The organism is Bradyrhizobium sp. ORS 285 (genome assembly GCF_900176205.1).
Taxonomy (GTDB): domain Bacteria; phylum Pseudomonadota; class Alphaproteobacteria; order Rhizobiales; family Xanthobacteraceae; genus Bradyrhizobium.
Genome location: NZ_LT859959.1, coordinates 649,419 through 675,448 on the forward strand (window position 1 = coordinate 649,419; position 26,030 = coordinate 675,448).

Here is a 26,030-nt window from a genome sequence, read left to right on the forward strand (position 1 = left end):
TGCGATGAAATTCATCCCCATCGCGCGATGCACTGGATCCGGGTGAGCGAGAACGAACCCGTTTCCTCATGGGTTGGCGCACGAAGATGTGTGCCTTCCACGACATTCGGAGTTCGCGGACCCCCACCCCCGACCCCTCCCCGCAAGGGGGAGGGGAGCGCACCGCCGGTGCGGCGGACATGCTGCTTCAATCCGCGCGACTGGAGTTTCTCGACCCGTACATGTATGCTCCGCTGACCTGTAACGGGTACGGCATGTCGATGTTCGCTCGCAAATCTGCTCTCGCATTCGCGCTTGTCGCGCTTGGCTCCGGCGCTTCCACGGCTCAGGCCCAGTCCGGCCCCGTCAAATATTGGCTCCCCGGCTGGCCGGTCGGCTTCACCGAGTCCGGCAGGCTCGACTCCTACGGCAATTTTCCGAGCTTCACGGCCGATGGTCGCGACAGTGGCTTCTTCGCACGGCGCTATAGCGTGGCGAACAACTGGTCGAGCCTGTCCGGCGTCGGCCTAAGCCCGAGCCTCGTCAACCGCTACGGCTCGCTCGGCACCTATACCACCGAAGGCGCGCAGTACGGCTACACGTTCAAGAGCGGCGTCAGCTTCTACGGCGGATTCGAGGCGTTGAAGGTCACGCCTGGCCTCGGCGGTCCGTTCGCGACCTTCGACGGGCGCTCCACCTCGACACCCGCTTACGCGATCAATGGCGGCGTCGAGTTCAAGCCGACCTCCAATGTCAGCCTGTCGCTCGGCTTCAGCTATGCCGGCCAGTCCTCGGACCGCACCGACAGCGACATCAACTCGCCGGCGCTGCCCGGCGCCACGCCGCAGGCGTTCACCAGCGGACGCAGGTAGTCTGCTGGCGATAGACTCTGGCCGCCAACCCCACCGACGGTGTCGTCCTGGACAACCGCGCGTACGCGCGCGCAGATGCGGGACCCATAACCCCAGAGAGATGTTTGAGGCATATTGGCCGACGCATCTCGCCCAATGACGACAGCCGGTGGTTATAGGTCCCGGCTCAAGGCCGAGACGACACCGTGTGTGAGGCGCGAGTGGGGCTAAGCCGCCGCCTTCAGCACCTTCACCAGCTCGCGGTGGATCACCTCGTTGCCGCAGACGACGTGCCCGGTGGCCAGCGCATCCTCCTTGCCGTCGATCCCAGAAACCGTGCCGCCGGCCTCGCGCACCATGATCATGCCGGCGGCGATATCCCAGGGCTGCAGGTCGCGTTCCCAATACGCGTCGAAGCGGCCGGCAGCGACGAAGGCGAGGTCGAGCGAGGCGGCGCCGAAGCGGCGCAGGCCTGCGACCTTGACCTGCAGCGAGGTCATCTCGCGCAGGAACTGCTGGCGGTCGCCGCGGCCGATATGCGGCAGGCCGCAGGCGATGACGCATTCGTGCAGCTGCTTGCGCGCGGCGACGCGCAGCCGCTGGTCGTTCAGGAACGCGCCCTTGCCGCGCTCGGCGATGTACAGCTCGTCATTGGCCGGGTTGTAGATCACGCCGGCGATCACGGTGTCCTCCCGCTGCAGCGCGATCGAGATCGCGAATTGCGGGATGCCGTGCAGGAAGTTGGTGGTGCCGTCGAGCGGATCGACGATCCAGGTGTGCGACTTGTCGCTGCCTTCGCGCTTGCCGCCTTCCTCGCCGAGGAAGCCATAGCCAGGACGGGCCTTGGAGAGATCCTCGTACAGCATCTCCTCGGCCTTCTTGTCGGCGCGCGAGACGAAATTCGCCGGGCCCTTGAGCGACACTTGGAGATGCTCGATCTCGCCGAGATCGCGCTTGAGGTTGCGGCCGGCGCGGCGCGCGGCCTTGACCATGACATTGATGAGGGCGGAATGAATCATGTGCTCGATGCGCTGGGCTGACCGCACCTTGCGGTGCGCGCCTCGTCCAAGGCGGGAGAGGCGGTTGAAAAGGGCTGGCTGTGGGTGCCCTGAAGGGGCCGCCGCGTCAAGGCCGGATCAGGCGCTGGCTCATGTCCAGCTTACTTGTCTCGGTTACTTGATCGTGCCGAGCCAGCGCTTGGCGGCCGCTTCACCCTTGGCGCGGTCCTCGGGCGGCATGTCGGCGAACTTCTCCTCCAGCTTGGGATCGCCCTTGCCGGCGGTCTTGGCCACCAGGTGCCACTTGTACGCCTCGATCTTATCCAGCGGCGTGGAAATGCCGTACCAAAGCACCCAGGCCAGCCGGTTCTGGGCCACCGGGCTGTTCTGCCGAGCGGCCCGGCGCAGCAGCGCAATCGCGGCGGGCTGGTCCTTCGGCACCCCGGTGCCGTTGAACAGCGCGATGGCGTATTCCACCTCTGCATCGAGATTGTCGGCGAGGGCTGCGGCCTGCAGCAGGCGCGCGGCCTTCTCCAGGTCCTTCGGCACGCCGGTTCCCTCTTTGTAGAAGGTGGCCAGCGCATATTGCGCCTCGGGATTGCCGGCATCTGCCGCCACGCGCAGCAGCTCGGCCGAGCGCCTGAGGTCCTGCGGGAAGGTCTGACCGTCGAGATAGAGCAGGGCGAGATTATAGGCTGCCTTGGGTTCGCCGAGCTTGGCGGCAGAGGCGAGCAGCTTGACCGCCTCCGCCTTGTCGACCGGGCCGCCGCGGCCCGCGAGCCGCATCATCGCGAGCGCGAACATCGCCTCGCGGTCGCCGGCTTCGGCAGCCCGCTTGTACCAGATCGCCGCCTTCTCATAGTCGCGGCGGATCCCCTGGGCGTTCTCATAGAGCTGCCCGAGCATGGCCATCGCCTTGGGATCGCCGGCCTGCGCGCGCGGAGTCGCCAGGTCGAAGGCGGTCTTGTACTGGCCGCGCTGATAGGCGCCGTAGACCAGGTCGACGTTGGGGTCGTTGGCCGCCGGCTGCTGCGTCGGGACAGGGGCCGGCGCGGCCGGCTTGGCCGAGGGAGCCGGGGCCGGCTTTTTGGCCGCGGCGGCGGGGGCGGGCGGCTTCGGTTTCTCGGCAGCTTTTTCGACAGGCTTCGGCTTCTCGGCGGGCGCCGGCTGCAGGGCCGGTGGCGTCAACGAGATCTGCGCGCGCGCACCGGCTCCCACGACCAGGAACGCAGCAACCAGGCATGTCAGGCGCAGCATCGTCATGGTCGGCCGTTCAGCTTCCGGCGATGGCGACGGGGGCGGCCGCATGGGCCTGCCGGATCGTCGCGCCGATCTCGGCCAGCGCGGCCGCCGGGCCGCGTGCATCGTTCCAGACGAGATCGTCCACCAGCACGAAATCCGCTCCTGCGGCGACGAAGTCGGCCGCTTCTTTCAGCGAGATCGCATAGCCGACGCAGGGCGGCTCGAACAGCTCGGCCCACCAGGCCAGGCGCTCATTGACCGCATCCGGCGAGGGCCGCCGGCCCTGCGCATCGCGCTCGCCGAACAGCACGTAGTCGGCGCCGACCTCACCCGCGCGCATCGAATCGTGCCGCGTCGACAGACCGCCGCCACCGGCGATGCGGTCCGGCTTGAGGCCCGGCAGGGCCTCTTCCAGCGCGGCGATGCCGGTCAGATGCGCACCATCGGCACCGGCGCGCGCCACGATATCGGGATGGCCGTCGATCAGCAGCGCCGCGCCCGTGCCCTGGATCGCCGGCGCCAGCGTCTTCACCGTCGTGATCATGCTGCGGGGATCGCTGTCCTTGAGCCGCACCAGCACCGCGGCGACGTCGGCGCTGGCGAGGATCGCGGGCAGGCTGGCGGCGAGCGCGGCGGCGTCGGTCACGACCGGCGTTGCCAGGTAGAGGCGCGGCTCGGGCCGCGCGGGAGTGGTCTTGCCGGACAATTTATGCAGCCTTCTTGTCGCGCCGCGCCATCAGGTAGCGGGGAATCCTGTCATTGTCGATGCAGTGAGCCACGGCGCGCCCGGGTGCAGGGCGTGCGCTCTGCGGGTAAACCGTGGTGCGATGATCCGCAAGCCCGCCGGCGCCTGCCGCTCGGGCGGCAGGCATGGCCGTGCCGGGTGCGGCCGTCGCAGGGGCGACGGGGTTCAGTGCGAAGATGTCCATCATCTGCTCCAGACCGCACCTGCCCTGCCCGTCAAACTAGACGGTTCTCGGGCGGCTGCCGAGCAAACATTGGCCGCAGCTGAGGCAGGCTCTCACAGAGGTGAACGGGGCGTTGCCAATCCGGCGATCTCCTTAACCCCAGCGGCAGCCGGCCGGCCCTCCACCCTAGGGCAATCGCAGGAGAGACACGGGCCGTCGCGACGAGCGATCCTGGAGCTTAGTTACTCCGTCATGCCCGGGCTTGACCCGGGCATCCACGTCGTTCTCCGGATGCCGGTCGACGTGGATGGCCGGGACAAGCCCGGCCATGACGATGTGGAGAGAGACGAGCGCAAAGCTGCGATCGTCAAATGCGATAGCCGTGCCACAACAGGAAGGGGAGCTGACCGCCGTCGCGGCGGCCACTGAAGTCCACCAGTCTGGATGTTGGCCAGCTCACGCCACCTTCGGGTCGAGCTCGCCGCCGGCGTAGCGCTTGGCCATCTCGGCGGTGGTCAGCACGCGCTTGATCTTGCCGGCCTGGCCGGCGGTGTTGAACTCCTCGAAGCGCTGCTTGCAGAGCTTGGTCATCGCTTCCATCGCCGGCTTCAGATACTTGCGCGGATCGAACTCTTCCGGGTGCTCCGACAGCACCTTGCGGATCTGGCCGGTCATCGCCATGCGGTTGTCGGTGTCGATGTTGATCTTGCGCACGCCGTTCTTGATGCCGCGCTGGATCTCGGCGACCGGCACGCCCCAGGTCGGCTTCATCTTGCCGCCGAACGAGTTGATGATCTCCTGCAGATCCTGCGGCACCGACGACGAACCGTGCATGACCAGATGCGTGTTCGGCAGCTTGCGGTGGATCTCCTCGATCACGTTCATGGCGAGGATGTCGCCGTCCGGCTTGCGCGTGAACTTGTAGGCACCGTGCGAGGTGCCCATCGCGATCGCGAGCGCGTCGACCTTGGTCTCCTTGACGAACTTCACGGCCTCGTCGGGATTGGTCAGCAGCTGGTCATGCGACAGCTTGCCCTCGGCGCCGTGGCCGTCCTCCTTGTCGCCCATGCCGGTCTCGAGCGAGCCGAGCACGCCGAGCTCGCCCTCGACCGAGATGCCGCCGAGATGCGCCATCGTGGTCACCGTCTTGGTGACGCCGACATTGTACTCCCAGTCACCCGGGGTCTTGCCGTCGGCCTTGAGCGAGCCGTCCATCATGACCGAGGTGAAGCCCGACTGGATCGCGGTCATGCAGGTCGCCGGCTCGTTGCCGTGGTCGAGATGCACGCAGATCGGGATCTGCGGATAGATCTCGGTGAGCGCGTCCATCATGTGCTTGAGCATGACGTCGTTGGCGTAGGCGCGGGCGCCGCGCGAGGCCTGAATGATGACCGGCGCGTCGGCGGCGCTTGCCGCCGTCATGATCGCCAGCGCCTGCTCCATGTTGTTGATGTTGAACGCCGGGACGCCGTAATCATGCTCCGCCGCGTGATCGAGCAATTGACGCAAGGTAATGCGGGCCATGGATGGAACTCCCTGATCAAGAATTGGACCGTGCAGCGGCTGATGCACGCGTCGAAACGGCTGCACCGTGCATAACGCGGTGATCGGCGGAATCCAAGGGTGGCGGCGACGCAGGCGGCTGGCTGAGGTGAGCAGCCGGAGCGAGCGCTGTTGGCTCAGGCGTCATGGGCGCCAGCTCAGGTCTTCGCCTCAGGTTTTCCTGGCTTCGAGAGCCGCGATACGTTCCTCGACCGCACTGACACGCTCGTCGAAATCGCTGGCTGCCGCGCGCATCATGACCAGCATGCCAGCGGAATCACGGCGCTGCTTTCGGATCAAGGTTTCCATCCGCTCGTGATCGGCTCGGTTGTCCTGCCTGAACTGTCCGACCTCCATCCGGAGCGCAGCAATGCTCTCCTGAATCTTGATCAGGATCGAATGAACAGCATCTGCCGGGGTGTCAGCCATGGATGGAACATAACAGAAACATCCATGGCCGACAAGCTCCGTGTCTCAGGATTTCAGCACCTCAACGCCCGGCAGCGGCTTGCCTTCCATCCATTCGAGGAAGGCGCCGCCGGCGGTCGAGACGTAGCTGAAATCGCCGGCCACGCCGGCCTGGTTGAGGGCCGCGACGGTGTCGCCGCCGCCGGCCACCGAGATCAGTTTCTTGGCCTTGGTGCGCTCGGCCGCATGCTTGGCGGCGACCATGGTGCCGCGGTCGAACGGCGTCAGCTCGAAGGCGCCGACCGGGCCGTTCCAGACTAGGGTCGCCGCGTCGTCGATCGCGGCATGGATGCGCGCGGTGGATTGCGGGCCGACGTCGAGGATCATGCTGTCAGGCGGGATCGCGTCGAGGCCGTAGGCGAACGACGGCGAGTTGGCCGCGAAGTGGAACGACACGGTGGCGTCGACGGGCAGGATGATGGCGCAGTTCGAGACCTCCGCCTTCTCCATGATCCGCAGCGCGGTCGCGGCGAGATCCTTCTCGGCCAGCGACTTGCCGATCTGCACGCCCTGCGCATGCAGGAAGGTGTTGGCCATGCCGCCGCCGATGACCAGCGCATCGACCTTGGTGACAAGGTTCTCCAGCAGGTCGATCTTGGTCGAGACCTTGGCGCCGCCGACGATCGCGATGACCGGCTTGGCGGGACGTCCCAGCGCCTTGTCGAGCGCGTCGAGCTCGGCCTGCATCGTGCGTCCTGCATAGGCCGGCAGCTTGTGGCCGAGGCCTTCGGTCGAGGCATGGGCGCGGTGCGCGGCGGAGAACGCGTCATTGACCCAGATATCGCCGAGCTTGGCGAGTTCGGCGACGAACGACGGATCGTTCTTCTCCTCTTCCTTGTGGAAGCGTGTGTTCTCCAGGCACAGCACGTCGCCGTCCTTCATCGCGGCGATCGCCTTCGCCGCCGGTTCGCCGATGCAATCATCGGCGAACGCGACCGGGCGCTTGATCACTTGCGACAGCGCAGAGGCGACCGGCTTCAGCGAGTCCTTGGCATCGCGGCCCTTCGGCCGGCCGAAATGCGCAAGCAGGATCACCTTGCCGCCCTTGTCTGCGATCTCGTTGATGGTCGGCGCGACGCGCTCCAGGCGCGTGGCATCGCTGACGTGGCCATTCTCCATGGGAACGTTGAGATCGACGCGCAGCAGCACGCGCTTGCCTTTGACGTCGACGTCATCGAGGGTTCGGAATTTTGTCATTGAAGCCACCTTGGAACGAGGGACTGAACGTGACGCGTCGTAGTTGGATCAAGTGGCGATCGCGGAGCCCGGTTCACCTCTCCCCATCGGGGAGAGGTCGGCGCGCAGCGCCGGGTGAGGGGACTTGGCTCTGTCGGAAGATTGTCCGGAACCCCTCACCCGGATTGCATCTGGCGATGCAATCCGACCTCTCCCGATGGGAGAGGTGAAGTCCTCCGTTGACGCACCATCGAACCCGGATTCTCGAAATTCCGGGTTCGATGCTTTGCATCGCCCCGGAATGACTGAGAGAGTTAGTTAAAGCAGCTTGCCCATCGCGACGGCGGTGTCGGCCATGCGGTTGGAGAAGCCCCACTCATTGTCGTACCAGGACATCACGCGCACGAGGTTGCCGTTCATGACCTTGGTCTGGTCCATGTGGAACGTCGAGGAGTGCGGATCGTGGTTGAAGTCGATCGAGACGTTCGGCGCGGTGGTGTAGCCGAGCACGCCCTTGAGCTCCTGCTCGGCGGCGCGCTTGATCGCCTCGTTGATCTCCTTCGGCTCGGTGTTGCGCTTGGCGACGATCTTGAGATCGACGACCGAGACGTTCGGCGTCGGCACGCGGATCGCCACGCCGTCGAGCTTGCCCTTCAGCTCCGGCAGCACAAGCCCGATCGCCTTGGCGGCGCCGGTCGAGGTCGGGATCATCGACATCGCCGCCGCGCGGCCGCGATAGAGATCCTTGTGCATGGTGTCGAGCGTCGGCTGGTCGCCGGTGTAGGCGTGGATCGTGGTCATGAACCCGGTCTCGATGCCCACCGTGTCGTTCAGCACCTTGGCGACCGGCGCCAGGCAGTTCGTGGTGCACGAGCCGTTGGAGACGACGAGATGATCCTTGGTCAGCGTGGTGTGGTTGACGCCGTAGACGATGGTGGCGTCGGCGCCGTCGGCCGGAGCCGAGACCAGCACGCGCTTGGCGCCGGCGGCCAGATGCGCGGAGGCCTTGTCCTTGGAGGTGAAGATGCCGGTGCATTCCAGCGCGATGTCGACGCCGAGGTCCTTCCACGGCAGCTTCGACGGATCGCGCTCGGCGGTGACCTTGATCTTGCCCTGGCCGATATCAATGGTGTCGCCGTCGACAGTCACGGTGTGGGGAAAGCGGCCATGCACGCTGTCGAAGCGCAGCAGATGGGCATTGGTTTCGACCGGGCCGAGATCGTTGATGCCGACCACCACGATGTCCTTGCGACCCGATTCCGCGATGGCGCGCAGAACGTTGCGGCCGATGCGGCCAAACCCGTTGATCCCGACCCGGACTGCCATTTTCGTCTCCTTCAATGACGTTTCTCGTCCCCGTCTGCGTCCTCCTAACAGGGCGCCACGAGGGTTTTGGAACTGATGCCGACCGGTTCTGCCGGGCGGGAGCGGACGATAAGGGCCTTTTGGTAGACCTTTTTCGCGCAAACCTCAACTGTCTGGCGGCGATCCTGCTCCTGCGGAGCGCGCAGCATTGATCAGCGCCAGCAACTCGTCGCCGTAATGCTCGAGCTTCTTGTCGCCGATCCCTGGTATATCGCGCAGCTGGCCCAGCGTCGCCGGGCGGGCGCTGGCGATGCCGTCGATGGTGGCATCGTGCAGCACCACATAGGCTGGTACACCACGCTTGCGCGCGATCTCCGAGCGCCACGCCCTGAGGCTTGCGAGCAGCGGCGCATCAGCGGCCGCGGCGGGCCGCGCCACCAGCTCGCCACGTCGTGATTTGCTGCGGATGGCGCGGGTGCTGGCGGTCTCCTCGCGCAGCATCACCGGCGTTTCGCCCTTCAGCACGCCGCGCGATGTCTCCGTCAGCTTCAGCGCGCCATAGGCCTCGGTGTCGGGCGCCAGATGCCCCATCGCCACCAGCTGGCGCAGCGCCGCGCGCCACTGCTTCTCATTCATCTCTCGGCCGATGCCGAACACTGACAATTGATCATGTCCGAACTGCTTGACGCGCTCGGTGGCGCGCCCGACCAGCACGTCGATCAGGTGCATGGCGCCGAAGCGCTGGCCGGTGCGATAGGCGCAGGACAACAGCTTCTGCGCGATCACCTTGCCGTCGCGCATCTTCGGTGGCGACACGCAGTTGTCACAATTGCCGCAATTCTCGCCCGCCGGGCTCTCGCCGAAATAGCTCAGCAGCAGCTTGCGCCGGCAGCCCGCGGTCTCCGCGAGCGCGACCAGCGCGTCGAGCTTGCGGATCGACATCCGCTTGAACGCTTCTGCGCCGGTGGATTCGTCGATCATGCGCCGCTGCTGCACGATGTCGGAGAGACCAAAGGCCATCCACGCGGTCGAGGCCTTGCCGTCACGCCCGGCGCGTCCCGTCTCCTGGTAGTAGGCCTCGATGCTCTTGGGCAGATCGAGATGCGCGACAAAGCGCACGTCCGGCTTGTCGATGCCCATGCCGAAGGCGACGGTGGCCACGACCACCACGCCGTCCTCGTTGATGAAGCGGTCCTGGTTGCGCGAGCGCACAGCCGGGTCGAGCCCGGCATGATAGGGGATCGCGGTGATGCCGGCCTCGGTCAAAGCTGCCGCGGTGTCCTCGACCTTGGCGCGCGACAGGCAGTAGACGACGCCCGCGTCCCCCGGATGACGCTCCCTTATGAACGCCTTCAGCTGCGCCGGGCCATTGTGCTTGTCGACGATCTCATAGCGGATGTTGGGACGGTCGAAGCTCGCGACGAATTGCGGCGCGTCGGTCAGGCTGAGCCGCTCGGCGATCTCCTTGCGCGTCAGCTCGTCGGCGGTCGCGGTGAGCGCGATGCGCGGCACGTCGGGAAAGCGCTCGGCGATGACCGAGAGGCCGATATATTCCGGGCGGAAGTCGTGCCCCCATTGCGATACGCAATGCGCCTCGTCGATCGCGAACAGCGCGATGTCGGCGCGCTCCAGGAGCGACAGGCAGCGCGGCGTCACCAATCGTTCGGGGGCGACATAGAGCAGATCGAGGTCGCCTGCGATCAGCCGGCGCTCGACCTCGTCGGCCTCCTCGCGTGACAGCGTGGAGTTGAGCACGGCGGCGTTGACTCCGGCCTCGATGAGGCCGGCGACCTGGTCGCGCATCAGCGCGATCAGCGGCGACACCACGATGCCGCAGCCTTTGCGCAGTAGAGCCGGCAGCTGATAGCACAGCGACTTGCCGCCGCCGGTCGGCATCAGCACCAGGCAATTGCCGCCCTCGGCGACATGCCAGATCACCTTTTCCTGCGCACCGCGAAAGCCCGGCAGCCCGAACACCGAATGCAGCACCGCCAGCGCGCGATCGGCCGTGTCGGTCGTGGCGTTGGGGGTTGTGGACATGCTGGGAGACTACGCGAACCAGGTCATCTGATCAGACGATTTTAGAGGGTCTCAGCCTGCTGAACAGCGCAATGTTTGGATCGAGCCGCCAGCGACCAACTCCGTACACCTCTCCCCACCGGGGAGAGGTCGGCGCGCAGCGCCGGGTGAGGGGGCTTGCGCCGACAGATAGACCGTAATCCCTCACCCGGATTGCATCTGGCGATGCAATCCGACCTCTCCCGACGGGAGAAGTGGACCTCCGTTGCTGCCACAATGGAGGCTTCCAACGGAAGATCACCCCAGCCGCTTCACCGCGGCGTCCACCGCCGCCTCGGCGGTGATGCCGAAGTGCTTGTACAGCTCCTTGGCCGGGCCGCTCTCGCCGAACGAATGCATGCCGATGAAGATGCCGTCCTGGCCGATCACGGCATCCCAGCCCCAGCGCACGGCGGCCTCGATCGCGATCTTGACCGGCGCCTTGCCGATGATCGCGGCCTTGGTCTCTTCCGGCTGCTCGAGCAGCAGTTCGAGCGAAGGCACCGAGACGACGCGCGCAGGGATGCCGCGCTCGGCGAGCTGCTTCTGCGCGGCCACCGCGATCTCGACCTCCGAGCCGGTGGCGAACAGCGACACCTTGGCCTCGCCCTGGGCGGCGACCAGCTCATAGCCGCCATGGCTGCAGGGATTGTCGGATGGAGCCGAGGTGCGCAGCTGCGGCAGGTTCTGCCGCGTCAGCGCCAGCACGGTCGGGCCGTTGGTGCGGTTGAGCGCCAGCTCCCAGCACTCCGCGGTCTCGATCGAATCGCACGGTCGGAACACGCGCATGTTGGGGATGACGCGCAGCGCCGCCAGATGCTCGACCGGCTGGTGCGTCGGGCCGTCCTCGCCGAGGCCGATCGAATCGTGGGTCAGCACGTAGACGACGCCCGCACCCATCAGCGCCGACAGGCGCATTGCGCCGCGGGCATAGTCGGAGAACACCAGGAAGGTGGCGCCGTTCGGCGCGAAGCCGCCATGCAGGAAGATGCCGTTCATGCACGCCGCCATGCCGTGCTCGCGGATTCCGTAATGGATGAAGCGGCCCTTCGGCGTCTTGGCTGAGAACGAGGTCGCCGACTTCGCCTTGTTGTTGTTGGAGCCGGTGAGGTCGGCCGAGCCCGCGACGAACTCGAACGGCATGGCCGCTGCGATCGCCTCGATCGCGGCCTCCGACGATTTGCGGGTGGCGACGTTGAGCGGATTTTCCAGCAGCGCCTTCTTGTGGTCCTTTAGCGCCTTCGACAGCGCGGCGGGACGCTCATGGCGCAGCCGGCGTTCGAACTCCGCACGCTTGCGCGGGCCCATCTCGGCAAGCCGTGTCTCCCACTCGGTCCTGACAGCTGCTCCGCGGCGGCCGGCCTCGCGCCAGGCGGCGAGCACGTCGTCCGGCACAGAGAATGCTTCCTGCGAGATGCCGAGCTTCTCCTTGGCGCCCTTCAGCTCCTCGGCGCCCAGCGCCTCGCCATGCACCTTGGAGGTGCCGGCCTTGGTCGGTGCGCCATAGCCGATCGTGGTCTTGCAGGCGATCAGGCTCGGCCGCGAGGATTTCTGCGCCCGCGCGATCGCAGCGGCGATGGCTTCGGGATCATGGCCGTCGATCAGCTCGGCGGCCCAGCCGGCCGACTTGAAGCGCTTCACCTGGTCGACCGAATCGGCGATCGACAGCGGGCCGTCGATCGAGATGCCGTTATCGTCCCACAGCACGATCAGCTTGTTGAGCTTCCAGTGCCCGGCCATCGCGATGGCTTCCTGGGAGATGCCTTCCATCAGGTCGCCGTCGGAGGCCAGCACATAGGTGTGGTGGTCGACGATCTTCTTGCCGTATTCCGCCTGCAGCATCTTCTCGGCGAGCGCCATGCCGACCGCGGTCGAGATGCCCTGGCCGAGCGGGCCGGTGGTGGTCTCGATGCCCTTGGTGCGGAAGTTCTCCGGATGGCCCGGGGTGAGCGAATCGACCTGGCGGAAGCGCTTGATCTGGTCGAGCGTCATCTCCTCGTTGCCGGTCAGATACAGCAGCGCATACAGCAGCATCGAGCCGTGGCCGGCCGACAGCACGAAGCGGTCGCGGTCCGGCCAGGCGGGCGCGGCGGCATCATATTTCAGCACGCGGGTGAACAGCACGGTGGCGACGTCGGCGGCGCCCATCGGCAAGCCGGGATGCCCGGATTTCGCCTTTTCGACGGCATCCATTGCGAGCGCGCGGATGGCGTTGGCCATGCGGGAGTGATCGACCTGCGTCATGCTGGAATCCGTCCAAACGTGAAATGCTGATGACAGGAGAGCCGCCGGTATCGCTGGCGGGCCGGGATTTTGCGGGCTGATTAGCACCTCAGTTCCGGGAATCAAAGGCAATGCAACGTCGTTTGCGTCCCAAAAGTTGCTTAGTAGTGCATAGTTTCCGCCGAGCGTTGCGCTTGGCTCGCCCAGCACGTAAGATTCTGCCCGTAAACGCTTGCCGGACAGCGGCTTTTGTCGCTATCCCCAGGCGGTATAAGGGCCTCGCATCCGCGTCATGAACGATCACCCTGCCAACCTTGCCGGCCAGGTGGAACCCGGCGCCGCCGATCTGGAGGCGGCGACGCGGCGCCTGATGACCGCGCTCGACGCGCTGGAGAGCGCGGTCGAGCGGCGGCGCGAGGCCGATCGCGACGAGGACGAGTTGGCGACTCGCATCCAGGCGCTCGGCGCCGACCGCTCGCGTCTCGCCGACGAACTCGACGGCTCGCTGATGAAGACGCGCCGGCTGGAGCGCACCAACCGCGAGATCGCCGAGCGGCTGGACACCGCGATCGGCACCATCCGCGCGGTGCTCAATGGCGCTGGCCAAGATGGCGCAAATGACGATGAGGATGACGAATGAGCCACATCAACGTCACCATCAACGGCCGCCAATATCGCATGGCCTGCGAGGAGGGCCAGGAGCTTCGCCTGTTGAAGCTCGCGGAAAGTCTCGAGACCCGCATCACCAATCTGCGCGGTAAGTTCGGCGAGATCGGCGACGCCCGGCTGACCGTGATGGCCGCGCTCACTGTCTGCGATGAACTGATCGATGCCAATCAGCGTGTGCAGATGTTGGAGCAGGAGCTCGAAGGCTTGCGCAACGTCCGCAGCCAATCCGTCGACCGCGCCCGCGCCACGCAGGTCGCGGTGGCGAAGGCCCTCAACGCCGCGGCCGAGCGCATCGAGCGCACGACGCAGGTGCTGAACCGTACCATCGGTGGCGGCGTGGCGATCGGGTAGAGCACATCCAAGCTCGCAGGCCCTCGCGCGATCTCATCGTGATTGTGGTGCGGTCCTGCATGCAAGAGTGTTGCACGAGTGTTTGGCAAGCTCGCCGCTCCATTACCGGTGTCGTCCCGGCCTTGAGCCGGGACCCTTACCGCGTGATCTCTCCATCGGGCAGGGTGGTCGACACCGAGCGCAACAACAAGCAGCGGTGGTTATGGGTCCCTGCTTTCGCAGGGACGACAGCGGTGAGCTTGGCGACGGCTCGATCTACGTCATAGTTGTGCGTCGCCTACAGCGCTCTTGCTCATAGCTGCGCCTCGATCGCCGCCTTGTCGATCACCGACCACACTTCCGCAATCCGGCCGTCGCGAAATTCGTAGAACACGTTCTCGCTGAAGACGACACGCCGGCCGTTCACCGGCAGGCCGAGAAACTCACCCTTCGGCGTGCAGTCGAAGTCCAGCCGGCACGCAACATGCGGCGGGTCCGCCACCAGCAAGCCAATGTTGAAGCGAAGATCGGGAATGGCGGCGAAGTCGCCGATCAGCATGTCGCGATAGTCCGCCAGTCCAAGCTGCCGGCCGTTATGCACGACGTGCTCGTGCACGAAATCCCCGAGCGCGGGCCAAGCCTGCGCATTCAGGCAGACAATGTAGGCGCGATAGTGATTGGCGAGCTCGGCTGCGGTCATCGGCTGTGCTTGGTTTGGAACGAGAATCGGCCAACCTCGCGCAAGGGCAACGGTTCCGAAGACCTGATCAGAGACCCTCCAGGATCAGCCCGATCGTTTCCAACGGAAATGCTGCGGCGAGGGCGCCGATGATCAGGCCGACAATGCCCAGCGCCACCGCGCCGATCCAGCCGCCGGAGTGGAGGCCAACGGCGACACCCACGAATGTCCCGGTCGCCATCGCACATACAGCCCAGATCGTGTGAACGATCAGTCCGATCGCCTTCAGCATGCGTGACCTCGCGCAGCAGCGGTCTCACCCATCCCCAATCATTCGTCGTGCCACGCGGTGATTGTGCAGCAGCGAACGCGATCACGTCGTCGCGATGCAACCGTGTTGCGAGCGCTTGTCGTTCGCTGCGTGCTGCCCTACTGCTGGGGCAGGCGGACATCACCGAATCCCGCGCCGACAAGCGGGATCGTGTTCGCATCAGGGAGGTGTTCTTGAACAGACTGATTTTCGCGGCGGCCGCCGCAGCCTTCACCGCGCTCGCGACTCCGCTCGTCGCCGCGCCGCTGCCCGAAGCCAAGCCCGACGAGGTCGGCTTCTCGCAAACGGGCCTCACCCGCATGGACGATTTCTTCGCCCGCGAGATCGCCGCCAAGCGCGTGCCCGGCGCAGTGGTCGCGATCGCCCGTGACGGCAAGCTCGTTCACTACAAGGCCTATGGCCAGCTCGATCCGGTCAAGGGCACGCCGATGCCGCTGGATGCGATCTTCGCGCTGGCCTCGATGACCAAGCCGATGGCCGCGGTGGCCGGGCTGAGCTTGATGGAGCAGGGGCGGCTGCCGCTGCAGGCGAAGCTCGCCGACTACTATCCGGCGTTCGCCGACATGAAGGTCGGCTTGGTGCAGGAGAACGGCGCGCTGCAATTGGTGCCGCAGGCGAGGCCGATCCTGATCCACGATCTCTACCGCCACACCTCGGGCCTGATGTATGGCGGCCGGCCCGACAGCGCGAGCCCGGTGGCGCGGCTCTATCCCGACGGCATTGCGCCGGCGATCGAGGGCGACACCCAGTCCTTCATCGAGCGCCTCACCAAGCTGCCGCTGGCGCATCAGCCCGGCACGCAGTTCGAATATGGTTTCTCCATCGACGTGCTCGGCGCCGTCGTCGAGAAGGTCAGCGAGCAGCGGCTCGGCGAGTATCTCTCCAACAACGTCTGGAAGCCCCTCGGCATGCAGGACGCGACCTTCGCGCCTTCAGACGCGCAGCGGTCGCGACTGGCGCGGCCGTTCCCGAACGATCCGCTCACCGGCAAGCCGCAGGCGATCAGGCTGCTGGATACGCCGACCAGGTCCGACTGCGGCGGCGCCTGCTCCTTCGCCACCATCGGCGACTACATCCGCTTCGGCCAGATGCTGCTCAACGGCGGCGAGCTCGACGGTGTGCGCATCCTCAGCCCGAAGACGGTGCATCACATGACCTCCAACCATCTCGGACCGGAGATCAAGAACACCGTCGCCACCGTCGAGCCGCATCGCGCGGGCTTCGGTTTTGGACTGAGCGTGGCCGTGCGCACCAGCGAGGGTCTGTCGGCGGTGCCCGGCAATCCCGGCGAGTTCAGCTGGAACGGCGCCTTCGGCACGCAGTTCTTCTGCGATCCCAAGGAGCGGCTGGTCGTGGTGGTCGGCACGGCGGCGCCAGGAGACCTGCGCAAATATTATCGCGAGCAGGTGCAGGACATCGTCTACGGCGCGATGGTGAAGTGATCGCGACGGCGCTCGTTTGCATCGGTGCAGACGAGCGCCGCAGCCATCGCATGGTCCGGACTACTTGACCTCGATCTCGGCCATCATGCCTTTGTCTTCGTGCTCCAGAATGTGGCAGTGGAACACGAAGCGGCCGCCGACCATCTGCTCGTTGAAGTCGATCCGGATACGAAGATAGCCGCCGGTCGGGACCGGGTAGCTGTCGAACCGCCGCTCCTTGAGCTTGCCGCGCGGCATCGTGATCCGGCCGGTGGGATCGAACAGGTCGATCACCTCGAACTTCATTTGATGCACATGGAAATTGTGCGTCTCGTGATTGCTGTCCAGCGGATCGTTGACGATGGTCCAGGTCTCGGGACGGCCCGCGCGTGCAGCAAGCACGACCGAGTTCTTGCCGAACGATGCGGCGCTTGCCTCGGCGGCCTTGATGTGCGCCGCCCAGTCGGCGCCTTTGAAGGTCGCGCAGTCGGCCCCGATCTTGAAGTCCTCGATGTTCTTGGCCGTATCGACATGGATGGCGAGCGCAATGATCCGATCCTCGTGGCCGGCCTGTTCGGCGCAGGCATCCTTCGCGGGCGGCTGCGGATGCTCGTCGGTGCCGCCGCCGTGAGCGTGCTCTGAAGGCCGTGCCGCCGGCATCGGCTCGTTGCGGTCGGGCGCCACGGCGCGCGCCATTTCGGAGCCGGGTTGCCAGGGAGAGACGATGAAGGGCTGGAACTGGCGTACCGCGCCGAGGACGGTCTTGGGTCGGTTGAGCCGCGCCTGGGTCGTGGACAGGGACTCGAGCGCCGCCGGTGGGGTGGTGGGTTCGGCCGCGAACGACACCGCGGCGAGGTCGACCGCCGGCCAGGAGTCGCCGAACCCCGCGGTCTCGCCGGTGAAGAAGCCGTAGCTGCGCAGCCGCGCCTCGAGCGGCTGGCTGCCGTCGAAGCGGCCCTCGGCGGTGGCGCGGTCCACGCCGATCTCGATCCGGGAGCCCGGCATCAGCAGCACGCGATCCGCCATGACGGGGGTGGAGGCTCCGCCGCTCTGCGCGACCACGGCGACACCATCGCGGGCCAGGATCTGCACGCGCAGCGGCCGGCCGGTGGTCGTCTCGACGAGGGCGAGATCGTAGGTCATGTCCGCGCTCGCATTGGCGATGCGCCAGATCTGCTGCTCGCCGGAGCCGAGCGAGATCTGGGGGAACACCTGACCATTGACCGTGAACAGCCAGCCCTGGGTGAGCTTCTGGCCGGCGTGGTCGGGATCATCGATCTGCGTGAAGCAGGCCCCGAGCGGCGGCGCATCGCCCGGGCCGGGGCCGCAGAGATCCGACTTGTGGCTCGGGCTATCGACCGGCAGGAAGCGCGCGTTAAGCGTTCCCGGCGACGCCTGCGTCACCTGGTCGATCTGAATGTCCTTCAGCATCATGAATTTTTCGATCGAGGCGACCGGCTTGGCCGGATCCTGCGGACGGGCGCCGCCGGAGGCGCCGGCGCCATTCGCCGCGGGCTTTCCCTTGATGAAGATCAGACCGGACAGGCCGGCGCCGACCTGTGTCCGCGCATTGCCGTGCACGTGCGGGTGATACCAGAACAATCCCTCCGGATGAGCGTCCGGCAGCGCGATCTGGTAGTTCATCTCGTCGCGCTTCTCGCCGAAGAACAAGCGTGCATGCGTGGCCGCGGCCGCGCCGCCATGGTTCGTGCAGCGCTTCTCGCCTTCGCTGCCGGCAGGCTGGCCGGACGGCAGTGTGCAGACATAGACGGTGTCGCCCACGGGCTCGGCAGCGATGGCTTCGGCCGGATTGGCGGGATTGGGCTTGGTGTCGAGGTCGGGACTCACCAGGAGCCCGTGAGTGTGCAGATTGGTGGCAGCGAAATCGCCCGGCGTGAGCTGGTTCCTCAGCTTGATGTCCACGACGTCGCCGGCATTCAGCCGCCACACCTCGGGGATCAGCTTGCCATCGTAGAGCATGAGGTCGTCGACCCGCAGGGTGGCGCCGGCGGGAAGCTTGGCGCCGCCCACCGTGAGGCCGTCCGGCAGATCGAACGTGACCGCGCCCTGCGTCGCGACCAACAGCGCGCTGCGCCGCGTGTTGCCGGCGGGGGCCTCGCAGGCCACGTCGACCTTGCCGGCATTGGGTGCGCAGGGGTCGCTCGGTGCGATGGCCTTGAGCTCGGTCGCATGAGCGTCCGCGCCGGCTAGAATGGCGAGGGTGAGGGCGAGCAGCAGACGTCCTGGAGAGCAGTGGCGGTTCATGACGCGCATCCTTCCGCATTTTCGCGGCCAACGGCCGCAGGCCCGGACATGCGTCTCATTGAGGTTGATGTCGGTTCAAAAAACAACCTTGCAAGAGACCGCCGGCGGTCACCGGTCGGGCGGCCAACGGCAATTGCGACGCATATGCGTTGCGGATTGTCGCGTGCCGCTCTCTGCCGCTACATTGCAGGCGACATCATTGCTGTCTCGTCGTCGTTTCGAAAGTCGCCATGCTCACCGTTCATCATCTCGGCAAATCTCAATCCGAACGCATCGTCTGGCTCTGCGAGGAGCTGGAGATTCCCTATGAGTTGAAGTGCTACGCGCGCGACGCCAGGACGATCCTGGCGCCCGCGGAGTACAAGGCGCTGCACCCGATCGGTGCCGCGCCCGTCATCACCGACGGCGAGCTGGTGCTCGCCGAATCCGGTGCTGTCGTCGACTACATCATTGCAAAGTACGGCCAGGGCCGCTTGCGGCCCGGGCCTGACGATCCCGACTTCGCGCCGTTTCTCTATTGGTTTCACTTCGCCAACGGCACCTTGCAGGCGGCGATGGGACGGCTGATGATCCTCAACCGGCTCAATCTGCCGGATGACAATGCCATGCTCGGGGCGATGCGGGCGCGGCTCGACCGTGCCTTCGCCGCCGTCGAGGCGCGCTGCGGCGAGGCCGACTATCTCGCCGGCAACGCGCTGACCGCGGCCGACATCATGACGGTGTTCTCGCTCACCACCATGCGCTACTTCCAGCCCTATGATCTCGCGCCATATCCCAACATCCGGGCCTATCTGTCGCGCATCGCCGCCCGCCCGGCCTATCAGCGCGCGATGGCCAAGGGCGATCCGGGGATGGCGTTGTTGTTGAGTTGATCACCGTGTAGCCTCGACGGCGGTGCAAACCTCTCCCCGCTCTTTGCGGGGAGAGGTCGGATTGCGCAGCAATCCGGGTGAGGGGCATGGCACATAGCGTGCCTAGAGCTGAAATCCATCGGACGGGCACGACGGGTCAGCGCCGATCAAACCGCGCGAAACAACTGCACCGCCCGTGCGGCTGCCCCTCACCCCGACCCTCTCCCCGTGAAGAACGGGGAGAGGGAGCAGACTGCCCGTGCCGTGATGGACACTCCTGTCATCGACTAATTAGTCGGCAGGGCCGCGTGCGCACTTTCTGGACTCACTCACTTCTGCCGCTTCCGGCTCCATTCCAGGAATGAGCGATACAGCTCCTCCTTTTCCGCCTTCGACGGCGGCGCCTTGGCTTGCGACGCGAGGAAGGCCTCGAAGCGCTCCTGCTGGGTCAGGCTGCCGGTGGCCGCCGGCGGCAGGCCGATGTCGGCTTCCTTCTTCATGCGCTCCAGCACGGTCTCGACATAGGGGTAGCGCTGCCAGCCCGGCACCTGGGCGTCGAGGTTGAGATCCTTCCATCCGGGGTGGAACGGCGGCTGCTGCAGCCGGGCGAGGTTGCTGAACAGCGTGTCGACGAAGCGGTTGACGCGGTCGGCGCGGTCGCTGCCGGGCTTCCAATTGTACACCGCGAGCACCGAGGGCACGGCGATCGTCTCCACCGCCGTGTCGGGTGCCACCAGGCCGGGATAGGTGTCGGCCTTGATGCTGGTCGGATAGTAGAAATCGGAGAATTGCTGCGTGTACGGCACCGGCACGAAGTGGAATCCCGGATCGGCCTTCTTGCCGGCGAACAGTTCGCCGGGCTTGGAGGCGACATACACCATCGCCGCGATCTCGCCCTTGTGCAGCTTCTCCAGCGCCACCGGCCCGCCGACCGCGACCGGCTCGATGTCGATGCCGAGTCGGCGGAAGATCAGCGGCCCGGTATGCGCGGCGGCGACGCCCGACGTGCCGATCGCGACCTTCTGCCCTTTGAGGTCCTGCAGCGTCTTGAACTCGTCCCGCGCATAGATGTGCACGTCGGAGATGAAGAAGCGCAGCACGTAGCGGATGCGATCGTTGATGTTCGAAAGGCCGGCCTGCTTGGCGTAGAAGTCGAAGGCATCGGCATAGGTGATGGCGACGTCGACGCCGCGCAGATACAGGAGGTCGGCGATGTTCGACGTCGTCCCGCGCGTCACCATCGGGATCAGGCGCATGTTGTCGCCGTCATCCATCGTCCGCGCCATTTCGCTGGCGAAGCGCACGAAGCCGCCATCGGGCAGGCCGGCGGCAAGGCCGACGGTCCACTGGTTCATACGCGCCTTGATGGCAAGCTCGTCCGAGGCGCCGCGCGGCTCGGGCGCGCGGGTCTCCACCACCCGGACCTCGGCGGCGCGCCGCTCCGGCGCACGCGCCGGCCTCAGGGAGAGCGGGGCTGCGGGCTGCTCTTGCGCCCACGCCGTGCTGTTGAAGGTGAAGAAGGCAGCAGAGATCGTTGCCAGCGCCATCAGCGCTGGGCTCGCGAGCGTTCGACGCATGACGATAGTCCCCCGATCGCGTCTGCCCTCGTGTCCCCGTGGGCAGACTGATGTGACCGCTTCAATCCAAGGTCGTATCGTTGTGCGACTTAAACCGGGCGGATTTGCGGCGGCGACTACCTAAGGTTTTAGATAGCTCCAGCCGCTCTCTTGTAGTTCCATCAGCCGGACGGCGCCCGACGGCACGAGGCTCGCCTCGGAGACGATCGCGATCGGATGTCCCTCGCGCTTCTCCATGCCGCGCTTGGTGATGTTGCAGGCGGAGAATCTGATCTTGGCGGGAAAGCTGAGCTCGGAAATCTGCTTCAGCCGGTCCTTCACCGGCGAGGTGTCCTCGCGCAGCATGTTCAGCCCGGGCCCGTAGGTGACGAGCTCGATCTCGACCTCCTCGCCCTTCTCCTTGAACGTCTCCATGATGTTGGAGGCGTTGTTGAGCGCCAGGTTCATGATCGCCGGATCGTTCTGATCGACCTGGATGGAGACGCGGTGAATCTTGACGTCGGCGGCGAGGCTCGCGGTAGCTGATGTCATCAGCAGCGCGCAGGCGGCCGCAGCAGTCTTGAGAGGGAAGCGCATGCCTGGACTCCAATGTACGCGGATACGCGGCAGGTATGTACGGTGTAGGGCATTGGGTGTGGTCGTGTTCCACCACAACCCCAGCTCCATTGGATGGGCCCCAATCATGGCGAGACTATGCGCTGCGGGCGCGGCGCCGCCGCGCGAGCGCCGCGATGATGCCGGCTCGGATCACCCGCGCCAGGACTGCGGTCTCGTGTGGGCCACCCCCGTAGCCACGCCCACCGCCGTCGTCCCGGCGAACGCCAGGACCCATAGCCACCGCTGTTAGTTGGTTGCGCTCGTTGACTGCCGTCGTGCCCGATGATGGACCTAGCGGTATGGATCCCGGGGTTCGCCGGGATGACGACGGAATGCTGGGATGCGTCACGGCTAATCGATGCACGCAACTGTTGTCAGCAACGACACGACGGGCAATCCGCGCATGTCGCGCATGCGCAAACTGCCCGTCGCGTTACGATGTCGCAGGCGGCATCGCTTGTCGTGTCGGGCAAATCAGGCCGATGCTTCCGCTCGTCCTGCTGCCGCATGAGGGGCGTGTCGCGACCGTCACGAGACGTTGGCAGTGGGATGCGATGGGCGTGTGTCGACGCAGCGTGAAGCGATTTGCGCGGACGAACGGCGAGACACGACCGGTCAAGTCGCGTGGTCCTGACACCCCGAAGCTGGTGTTACCCGCGCAACGCGCGTGAGCGCGTTGCGCGACATGGTGGCCAACAAGCCCGGCGCACCAGGGAGATCGCGAAGCAGCCGTTCAAACCGTCGCGCAGGGAGGGCCGGGCTGTCCCGGCTGCACCTGTGGTACCTGCCGCCTGCATTTTTTCTCGCAGGCGGGCCATGGGCGTCAGCCGACGCCCGGCCTTCCCTGCGCCCTCTGTTGACGAGGGCGATCTCGATGACCAACTCGGACGCCGTGCGCGCCGCGAGGATGCGAAGCCATGTCTGAAAGTGGATGGCCCCCGCCGCCGGAGAATTCCGGCAAGCCCAAATGGGACCCGTGCCAAGTCCGACGATGGGCGCGCCAGCAGGGGCCTCATGGTTCGAGACGCGCCGAAGTCGGCGCTCCTCACCATGAGGGTCAAAGCCGGGGCGGCACTGCACACTGGACCATGAGCACACCGAGAGAGGTGTTCATGGGGAGGGTCAAGACCCGGGGGCACTGCACATCGACCATGAACACGCCAAGAGGCCTGTTCATGGAGAGGATGGGCTGTGGCGATCGGAGCGGCACATTGGGCGTGGGTGGCGGGCCCATCCGAGGGGATTGAATTCTCCAGGGGGCAGACCTCGTCCTGAGGAGCACGCCGCAGGCGTGCGTCTCGAAGGACGGCCGCAGAGCGCGATCGCTCCGCAATTCCGTCCAATGGCCGCGCGCCCGCTGGCAAAATCGTCCGGCCATAGTTACATTGCCTTGGCGAGGCTGCGACGCGCGTCCGGAACCAACATATCCCCGGGGCCTTATCGATCCTTAAGGGAACTGTCCCTGGCCAGGTCCGTGGACCTGGACATATGGTGCCCACCTACTTTCGTAGGGAACTCCGGGATCGAGCGTTTCAACGGCGATTGCGGCTTCGCTCTTCTCTCTGTCTCACCCTACCCAAGCGCGTCGCTATTCAAGTCTTCCCCTGTTGACGTCCGGTTGCTCGCCTGCCGCGTTCCTGCAACGTTCGAGGCCCCGCGTCCCGCGGGCCGCCAGCGGAGGTAGCCTCGCATGCCGATGAAGGCCGCTCAGCACACCAAGCAACAATTGCGCACGGCCGCGCTCGCTGCCCGCGACGCGCTCAGCGAGAATGCCAGGAGCGCAGCCGCGCAGGCCATCGCCGCGCGCGGCCTGCCATTTCCTCTGAAGCCGGGCGCGGTGGTCTCCGGCTATGCGCCGATCCGCAACGAGCTCGATCCGATGCCGCTGCTGCACGCGCTGGCCGGGCAGGGCGCACGATTGGCGCTGCCGGTCGTGCTGGCGCGTGGCCATTCGCTGTCGTTTCGCGCCTATGCGCCCGGCGACCGGCTGACGCTCGGCGCGCTGGGGATTCCCGAGCCGTCGCCGGTGGCGGCCGAGCTGGTGCCCGACGTCATGCTGGTGCCGCTCGCCGCCTTCGATCGCACCGGCCATCGCATCGGCTATGGCGGCGGCTACTACGACTACACCTTCTCGCACCTGCGCAAATCGCACCACGTCATCGGCGTCGGCCTCGGCTTTGCGGTTCAGGAAACCGAGGAGGTCCCGGCCTTGGCCCACGACGCGGCGCTGGATTATGTGCTAACCGAAGGCGAGATCTTGGATTTCCGGAGCCATTGAGTTGCGCATTCTCTTCGTCGGCGACGTCGTCGGCCGTGCCGGCCGCAGCGCCGTCACAGACCATCTTCCCGGCCTGATCCGCGACTGGCGGCTCGATCTCGTCATCGTCAATGGCGAGAACGCGGCCGGCGGGTTCGGCATCACCGAAGCGATCTACCAGGAGCTGGTCGATGCCGGCGCCGATGCGGTGACGCTCGGCAACCATTCCTGGGATCAGCGCGAGGCGCTGGTGTTCATCGAGCGCGCGCCGCGGCTGGTGCGGCCCGCGAACTATCCGCCGGGCACGCCCGGCCGTGGCGCCGCGCTGGTCGAAACCAAGACCGGCGCCCGCGCGCTGGTCGTCAACGTGCTCGGACGCGTGTTCATGACGCCGTTCGACGATCCGTTCGCGGCCATCGCGCGCGAGATCGGCGCCTGCCCGCTGCGCGAGGCGGCCGACGCCATCGTGGTCGATGTGCATTGCGAGGCCTCCAGCGAGAAGCAGGGTTTTGGCCATTTCTGCGACGGCCGCGTCAGCCTCGTCGTCGGCACCCACACCCATGTGCCCACGGCCGACCACCAGATACTGCCCGGCGGCACGGCCTACATGACCGATGCCGGCATGACCGGCGACTACGACTCGATCATCGGCATGCAGAAGGACGAGCCGCTGCGCCGCTTCCAGTCGGGGATTCCCTCGGCGCGCTTCGAGCCGGCGATGGGCGAGGCGACCTTGAGCGGCGTCGCGGTCGAGACCGACGACGCGACCGGGCTCGCCGAGCGGATCGCGCCGGTGCGCATCGGCGGCCGGCTGTCCCAGGCCAAGCCGACATTCTGGGGAGCGTGAGACGAACGCGTCAGGCCTTGATGCGGAAGCCCATGCGGAACGCGCCCCAATGCCGGCCCTTGATGACAATCGGCGCCGACAGGTCCTTCATCAGCACGAACTGGCCGCCGCCCATGTAGCGGCGGTAGGTCTGCAGCAGGAACGGCTTGTTGCCGGCGGCGGCGACCTTCTTCACCGCGCGGTCCTCGAACAGCCGGCGGTTGCGACAGTTGGCGTTGTTCCAGACCGGGTCGGGCCCCTGCGGCTTGCGGTAGTTCGGATTGTGCGTCGGCAGATAGCCGCCGCGCGCCCAGGCGACGCAGAACACGATGCGCGGGTCGCTGCCCTGGATCGGGTCCTGGATCGCGGGCAGCACGCGGTCGGTGAACTCGACGTAGCGGGTAAGATATTGCTTGGGGTTGGTGCCGGGAATCTCGCGGTAGTTCTCGTCCATCAAATCGGCGAGCGAGATCTCGCCGCGGTCGACCGCGGCCTCGAACACGGCCGAGATCTGCCGTGCGGTCTCGACCACGGTGCGGATCAGCGGCGCATCGGCGGTCTCGACGCCGCTCTCGGCGATCAGTCCGATCAGCGCCTCGGAGTGGTCGAGCAGCTTGGCGATGCGGCTGTCGGCCTGCTTCAGCTCGATCGACGACTGGTCGACGCCCTTGGCAAGCTCGGCGAGCTCGGTGATGACCGCGTCGCAATGCGCGAGGTTGGAGGTCGCGGCCTTCGCCACGCCGTCGATCTCCTGGCCGACGCTGGTGAAGCCGTCCTGGACGCGGACGATGATGCCGCCGATCTGCTGGGCGCCTTCGCCCGCCGTCTTGGCCCGCGAGGACGCCTGGCCGCTCTCTCCGAGCAGGCTCTTCACCTGCGAATCCAGCCCGCGCAGGGTATCGCCGATCTGCTGCGTCGCCTGCCGTGTCGCCTCGGCCAGCGACTTCACCTCGCTCGCGACCACCGCAAAGCCGCGGCCGGCCGAGCCGGCGCGGGCCGCCTCGATGGTGGCGTTGAGCGCGAGCAGATTGGTCTGCTTGGCGATCGCCTCGATCGCGACCGAGACCTTGGCAACCTGCGACAGGGCATCGCCGACCGAGCCGAGCCGCTGCTCGATTCGCTCCACCGAATCGACCAGCTCGGAGATGTGCCGCACCGCCGTCTCGACCACGTTGCGCGACTGCGCGATGTCGCCGACGGCGGCGGTCGTCGCCGATTGCACCGCCTGCGAGGCGGTGGCGATGTCGTGATTGGCCGCGACCATCGTCTTGGCGGTGGCCTGCAGGTGGCCGAAGCGTTGCGACTGGTAGCTGACGCGGTTGGCGACCTCCTGGACGTTGCCGGCGACGTCGGCCAGTTCGACGCCGAGACCGCCGATGCGGTCGGCGATCTCGTCCATCAGCCGTTCGGCGCCGGTGCGCGCATCGTGATTTTCCAGAATGGCGCGTTGCGCGACGGACATGTCCAGGCTCCCGTG

The 26,030-nt window shown here is 66.4% G+C and carries 23 protein-coding genes and 1 other RNA gene; 8 read left to right on the plus strand and 16 right to left on the minus strand.

Features of this window, described 5'->3' with window-relative positions:
• Window positions 1–179: 179 nt before the first annotated feature.
• On the plus strand, window positions 180–851 hold the full coding sequence (locus BRAD285_RS02905) for an outer membrane protein (RefSeq protein WP_244422359.1): 672 nt from the start codon (window positions 180–182) through the stop codon (window positions 849–851).
• Between the two features lie 206 nt (window positions 852–1,057).
• Here the strand turns inward: BRAD285_RS02905 and BRAD285_RS02910 are convergent, their stop codons facing one another.
• The 10 genes from BRAD285_RS02910 to tkt all read right to left on the minus strand — a co-directional run bounded on the left by BRAD285_RS02910 (window position 1,058) and on the right by tkt (window position 12,771).
• Entirely contained in the window at window positions 1,058–1,849 is a 792-nt protein-coding gene (locus tag BRAD285_RS02910) for an inositol monophosphatase family protein (protein WP_035648347.1), read from the minus strand.
• Between the two features lie 153 nt (window positions 1,850–2,002).
• Entirely contained in the window at window positions 2,003–3,091 is a 1,089-nt protein-coding gene (locus BRAD285_RS02915; protein ID WP_006614606.1) for a tetratricopeptide repeat protein, read from the minus strand.
• Between the two features lie 10 nt (window positions 3,092–3,101).
• Window positions 3,102–3,776, minus strand: coding sequence for a thiamine phosphate synthase (locus BRAD285_RS02920; protein ID WP_006614605.1), 675 nt, complete (start codon window positions 3,774–3,776; stop codon window positions 3,102–3,104).
• 1 nt (window position 3,777) lies between these two features.
• Window positions 3,778–3,999, minus strand: a complete 222-nt coding sequence (locus BRAD285_RS02925) for a hypothetical protein (protein ID WP_035648374.1) — start codon at window positions 3,997–3,999, stop codon at window positions 3,778–3,780.
• Between the two features lie 435 nt (window positions 4,000–4,434).
• Window positions 4,435–5,502, minus strand: coding sequence for a class II fructose-bisphosphate aldolase (gene fba, locus BRAD285_RS02930; RefSeq protein WP_006614603.1), 1,068 nt, complete (start codon window positions 5,500–5,502; stop codon window positions 4,435–4,437).
• A 189-nt stretch (window positions 5,503–5,691) separates the two neighbouring features.
• Window positions 5,692–5,949: a hypothetical protein gene (locus tag BRAD285_RS02935; RefSeq protein WP_006614602.1), complete on the minus strand. Its 258-nt coding sequence runs from the start codon at window positions 5,947–5,949 to the stop codon at window positions 5,692–5,694.
• 45 nt (window positions 5,950–5,994) lie between these two features.
• Window positions 5,995–7,185 (minus strand): phosphoglycerate kinase, encoded by a 1,191-nt coding sequence (pgk, locus tag BRAD285_RS02940; RefSeq protein WP_035648345.1) that lies wholly within the window; start codon window positions 7,183–7,185, stop codon window positions 5,995–5,997.
• Window positions 7,186–7,482: 297 nt separating this feature from the next.
• Window positions 7,483–8,490 carry a type I glyceraldehyde-3-phosphate dehydrogenase gene (gene gap, locus BRAD285_RS02945; RefSeq protein ID WP_006614674.1) on the minus strand — a complete coding sequence of 336 codons (1,008 nt, stop codon included), beginning with the start codon at window positions 8,488–8,490 and terminating at the stop codon, window positions 7,483–7,485.
• A 144-nt stretch (window positions 8,491–8,634) separates the two neighbouring features.
• Window positions 8,635–10,509 (minus strand): DNA helicase RecQ, encoded by a 1,875-nt coding sequence (gene recQ, locus BRAD285_RS02950; RefSeq protein WP_006614675.1) that lies wholly within the window; start codon window positions 10,507–10,509, stop codon window positions 8,635–8,637.
• 276 nt (window positions 10,510–10,785) lie between these two features.
• Window positions 10,786–12,771: a transketolase gene (gene tkt, locus BRAD285_RS02955; RefSeq protein WP_006614452.1), complete on the minus strand. Its 1,986-nt coding sequence runs from the start codon at window positions 12,769–12,771 to the stop codon at window positions 10,786–10,788.
• A gap of 271 nt (window positions 12,772–13,042) precedes the next feature.
• Here tkt and BRAD285_RS02960 point away from each other — a divergent pair, with 271 nt between their 5' ends.
• Together BRAD285_RS02960 and BRAD285_RS02965 are read left to right on the plus strand one after the other, a co-directional pair.
• Window positions 13,043–13,390 carry a DUF4164 domain-containing protein gene (locus tag BRAD285_RS02960; protein ID WP_006614453.1) on the plus strand — a complete coding sequence of 116 codons (348 nt, stop codon included), beginning with the start codon at window positions 13,043–13,045 and terminating at the stop codon, window positions 13,388–13,390.
• Window positions 13,387–13,770 carry a cell division protein ZapA gene (locus BRAD285_RS02965; RefSeq protein ID WP_006614454.1) on the plus strand — a complete coding sequence of 128 codons (384 nt, stop codon included), beginning with the start codon at window positions 13,387–13,389 and terminating at the stop codon, window positions 13,768–13,770. Before BRAD285_RS02960 ends, BRAD285_RS02965 begins: the two co-directional genes overlap by 4 nt.
• Window positions 13,771–14,062: 292 nt before the next feature.
• Here the strand turns inward: BRAD285_RS02965 and BRAD285_RS02970 are convergent, their stop codons facing one another.
• Window positions 14,063–14,449 carry an ester cyclase gene (locus BRAD285_RS02970; protein WP_006614455.1) on the minus strand — a complete coding sequence of 129 codons (387 nt, stop codon included), beginning with the start codon at window positions 14,447–14,449 and terminating at the stop codon, window positions 14,063–14,065.
• A 67-nt stretch (window positions 14,450–14,516) separates the two neighbouring features.
• Window positions 14,517–14,720, minus strand: coding sequence for a hypothetical protein (locus BRAD285_RS02975; RefSeq protein ID WP_006614456.1), 204 nt, complete (start codon window positions 14,718–14,720; stop codon window positions 14,517–14,519).
• Between the two features lie 206 nt (window positions 14,721–14,926).
• Between BRAD285_RS02975 and BRAD285_RS02980 the strand changes: the two genes are divergently transcribed.
• Window positions 14,927–16,201: a serine hydrolase gene (locus BRAD285_RS02980; RefSeq protein WP_006614457.1), complete on the plus strand. Its 1,275-nt coding sequence runs from the start codon at window positions 14,927–14,929 to the stop codon at window positions 16,199–16,201.
• 60 nt (window positions 16,202–16,261) lie between these two features.
• Here the strand turns inward: BRAD285_RS02980 and BRAD285_RS02985 are convergent, their stop codons facing one another.
• On the minus strand, window positions 16,262–18,445 hold the full coding sequence (locus BRAD285_RS02985) for a multicopper oxidase family protein (protein WP_035648263.1): 2,184 nt from the start codon (window positions 18,443–18,445) through the stop codon (window positions 16,262–16,264).
• A gap of 230 nt (window positions 18,446–18,675) precedes the next feature.
• On the opposite strand from BRAD285_RS02985, the gene BRAD285_RS02990 reads away from it, so the two are divergent.
• A complete protein-coding gene (locus BRAD285_RS02990; RefSeq protein ID WP_006614459.1) occupies window positions 18,676–19,317 on the plus strand; it encodes a glutathione S-transferase family protein in 642 nt (213 codons plus the stop codon).
• Between the two features lie 308 nt (window positions 19,318–19,625).
• Here BRAD285_RS02990 and BRAD285_RS02995 read toward each other — a convergent pair whose 3' ends face one another.
• Both BRAD285_RS02995 and BRAD285_RS03000 read right to left on the minus strand, forming a co-directional pair.
• The gene (locus tag BRAD285_RS02995) at window positions 19,626–20,873 is read right to left on the minus strand and encodes a TAXI family TRAP transporter solute-binding subunit (RefSeq protein WP_006614460.1); all 1,248 of its coding nucleotides are present in this window, start codon (window positions 20,871–20,873) and stop codon (window positions 19,626–19,628) included.
• Between the two features lie 120 nt (window positions 20,874–20,993).
• Window positions 20,994–21,449 (minus strand): DsrE family protein, encoded by a 456-nt coding sequence (locus tag BRAD285_RS03000; RefSeq protein WP_006614461.1) that lies wholly within the window; start codon window positions 21,447–21,449, stop codon window positions 20,994–20,996.
• A 1,414-nt stretch (window positions 21,450–22,863) separates the two neighbouring features.
• On the opposite strand from BRAD285_RS03000, the gene ssrS reads away from it, so the two are divergent.
• The 3 genes from ssrS (at window position 22,864) to BRAD285_RS03020 (ending at window position 24,574) form a co-directional block, all read left to right on the plus strand.
• A non-coding RNA gene (gene ssrS / locus BRAD285_RS03010) (6S RNA) lies at window positions 22,864–23,025 on the plus strand.
• A gap of 141 nt (window positions 23,026–23,166) precedes the next feature.
• Window positions 23,167–23,748 carry a 5-formyltetrahydrofolate cyclo-ligase gene (locus tag BRAD285_RS03015; RefSeq protein WP_006614464.1) on the plus strand — a complete coding sequence of 194 codons (582 nt, stop codon included), beginning with the start codon at window positions 23,167–23,169 and terminating at the stop codon, window positions 23,746–23,748.
• A gap of 1 nt (window position 23,749) precedes the next feature.
• Window positions 23,750–24,574 carry a TIGR00282 family metallophosphoesterase gene (locus BRAD285_RS03020; protein ID WP_006614465.1) on the plus strand — a complete coding sequence of 275 codons (825 nt, stop codon included), beginning with the start codon at window positions 23,750–23,752 and terminating at the stop codon, window positions 24,572–24,574.
• Window positions 24,575–24,584: 10 nt separating this feature from the next.
• On the opposite strand, the gene BRAD285_RS03025 is transcribed toward BRAD285_RS03020, so the two are convergent.
• Entirely contained in the window at window positions 24,585–26,015 is a 1,431-nt protein-coding gene (locus BRAD285_RS03025) for a methyl-accepting chemotaxis protein (protein ID WP_006614466.1), read from the minus strand.
• Window positions 26,016–26,030: the final 15 nt, after the last annotated feature.

Coding starts and splice junctions, on each gene's coding strand:
- BRAD285_RS03000 (WP_006614461.1), bottom strand. CDS start 21,449: ATGCGCTTCCCTCTCAAGACTGCTGCGGCCGCCTGCGCGCTGCTGATG.
- BRAD285_RS02995 (WP_006614460.1), bottom strand. CDS start 20,873: ATGCGTCGAACGCTCGCGAGCCCAGCGCTGATGGCGCTGGCAACGATC.
- recQ (WP_006614675.1), bottom strand. CDS start 10,509: ATGTCCACAACCCCCAACGCCACGACCGACACGGCCGATCGCGCGCTG.
- BRAD285_RS02965 (WP_006614454.1), top strand. CDS start 13,387: ATGAGCCACATCAACGTCACCATCAACGGCCGCCAATATCGCATGGCC.
- BRAD285_RS02985 (WP_035648263.1), bottom strand. CDS start 18,445: ATGAACCGCCACTGCTCTCCAGGACGTCTGCTGCTCGCCCTCACCCTC.
- BRAD285_RS02915 (WP_006614606.1), bottom strand. CDS start 3,091: ATGACGATGCTGCGCCTGACATGCCTGGTTGCTGCGTTCCTGGTCGTG.
- fba (WP_006614603.1), bottom strand. CDS start 5,502: ATGGCCCGCATTACCTTGCGTCAATTGCTCGATCACGCGGCGGAGCAT.
- BRAD285_RS03015 (WP_006614464.1), top strand. CDS start 23,167: ATGAAGGCCGCTCAGCACACCAAGCAACAATTGCGCACGGCCGCGCTC.
- BRAD285_RS02975 (WP_006614456.1), bottom strand. CDS start 14,720: ATGCTGAAGGCGATCGGACTGATCGTTCACACGATCTGGGCTGTATGT.
- gap (WP_006614674.1), bottom strand. CDS start 8,490: ATGGCAGTCCGGGTCGGGATCAACGGGTTTGGCCGCATCGGCCGCAAC.
- BRAD285_RS02905 (WP_244422359.1), top strand. CDS start 180: ATGCTGCTTCAATCCGCGCGACTGGAGTTTCTCGACCCGTACATGTAT.
- BRAD285_RS02960 (WP_006614453.1), top strand. CDS start 13,043: ATGAACGATCACCCTGCCAACCTTGCCGGCCAGGTGGAACCCGGCGCC.
- BRAD285_RS02970 (WP_006614455.1), bottom strand. CDS start 14,449: ATGACCGCAGCCGAGCTCGCCAATCACTATCGCGCCTACATTGTCTGC.
- tkt (WP_006614452.1), bottom strand. CDS start 12,771: ATGACGCAGGTCGATCACTCCCGCATGGCCAACGCCATCCGCGCGCTC.
- BRAD285_RS02910 (WP_035648347.1), bottom strand. CDS start 1,849: ATGATTCATTCCGCCCTCATCAATGTCATGGTCAAGGCCGCGCGCCGC.
- pgk (WP_035648345.1), bottom strand. CDS start 7,185: ATGACAAAATTCCGAACCCTCGATGACGTCGACGTCAAAGGCAAGCGC.
- BRAD285_RS03025 (WP_006614466.1), bottom strand. CDS start 26,015: ATGTCCGTCGCGCAACGCGCCATTCTGGAAAATCACGATGCGCGCACC.
- BRAD285_RS02935 (WP_006614602.1), bottom strand. CDS start 5,949: ATGGCTGACACCCCGGCAGATGCTGTTCATTCGATCCTGATCAAGATT.
- BRAD285_RS02990 (WP_006614459.1), top strand. CDS start 18,676: ATGCTCACCGTTCATCATCTCGGCAAATCTCAATCCGAACGCATCGTC.
- BRAD285_RS02925 (WP_035648374.1), bottom strand. CDS start 3,999: ATGGACATCTTCGCACTGAACCCCGTCGCCCCTGCGACGGCCGCACCC.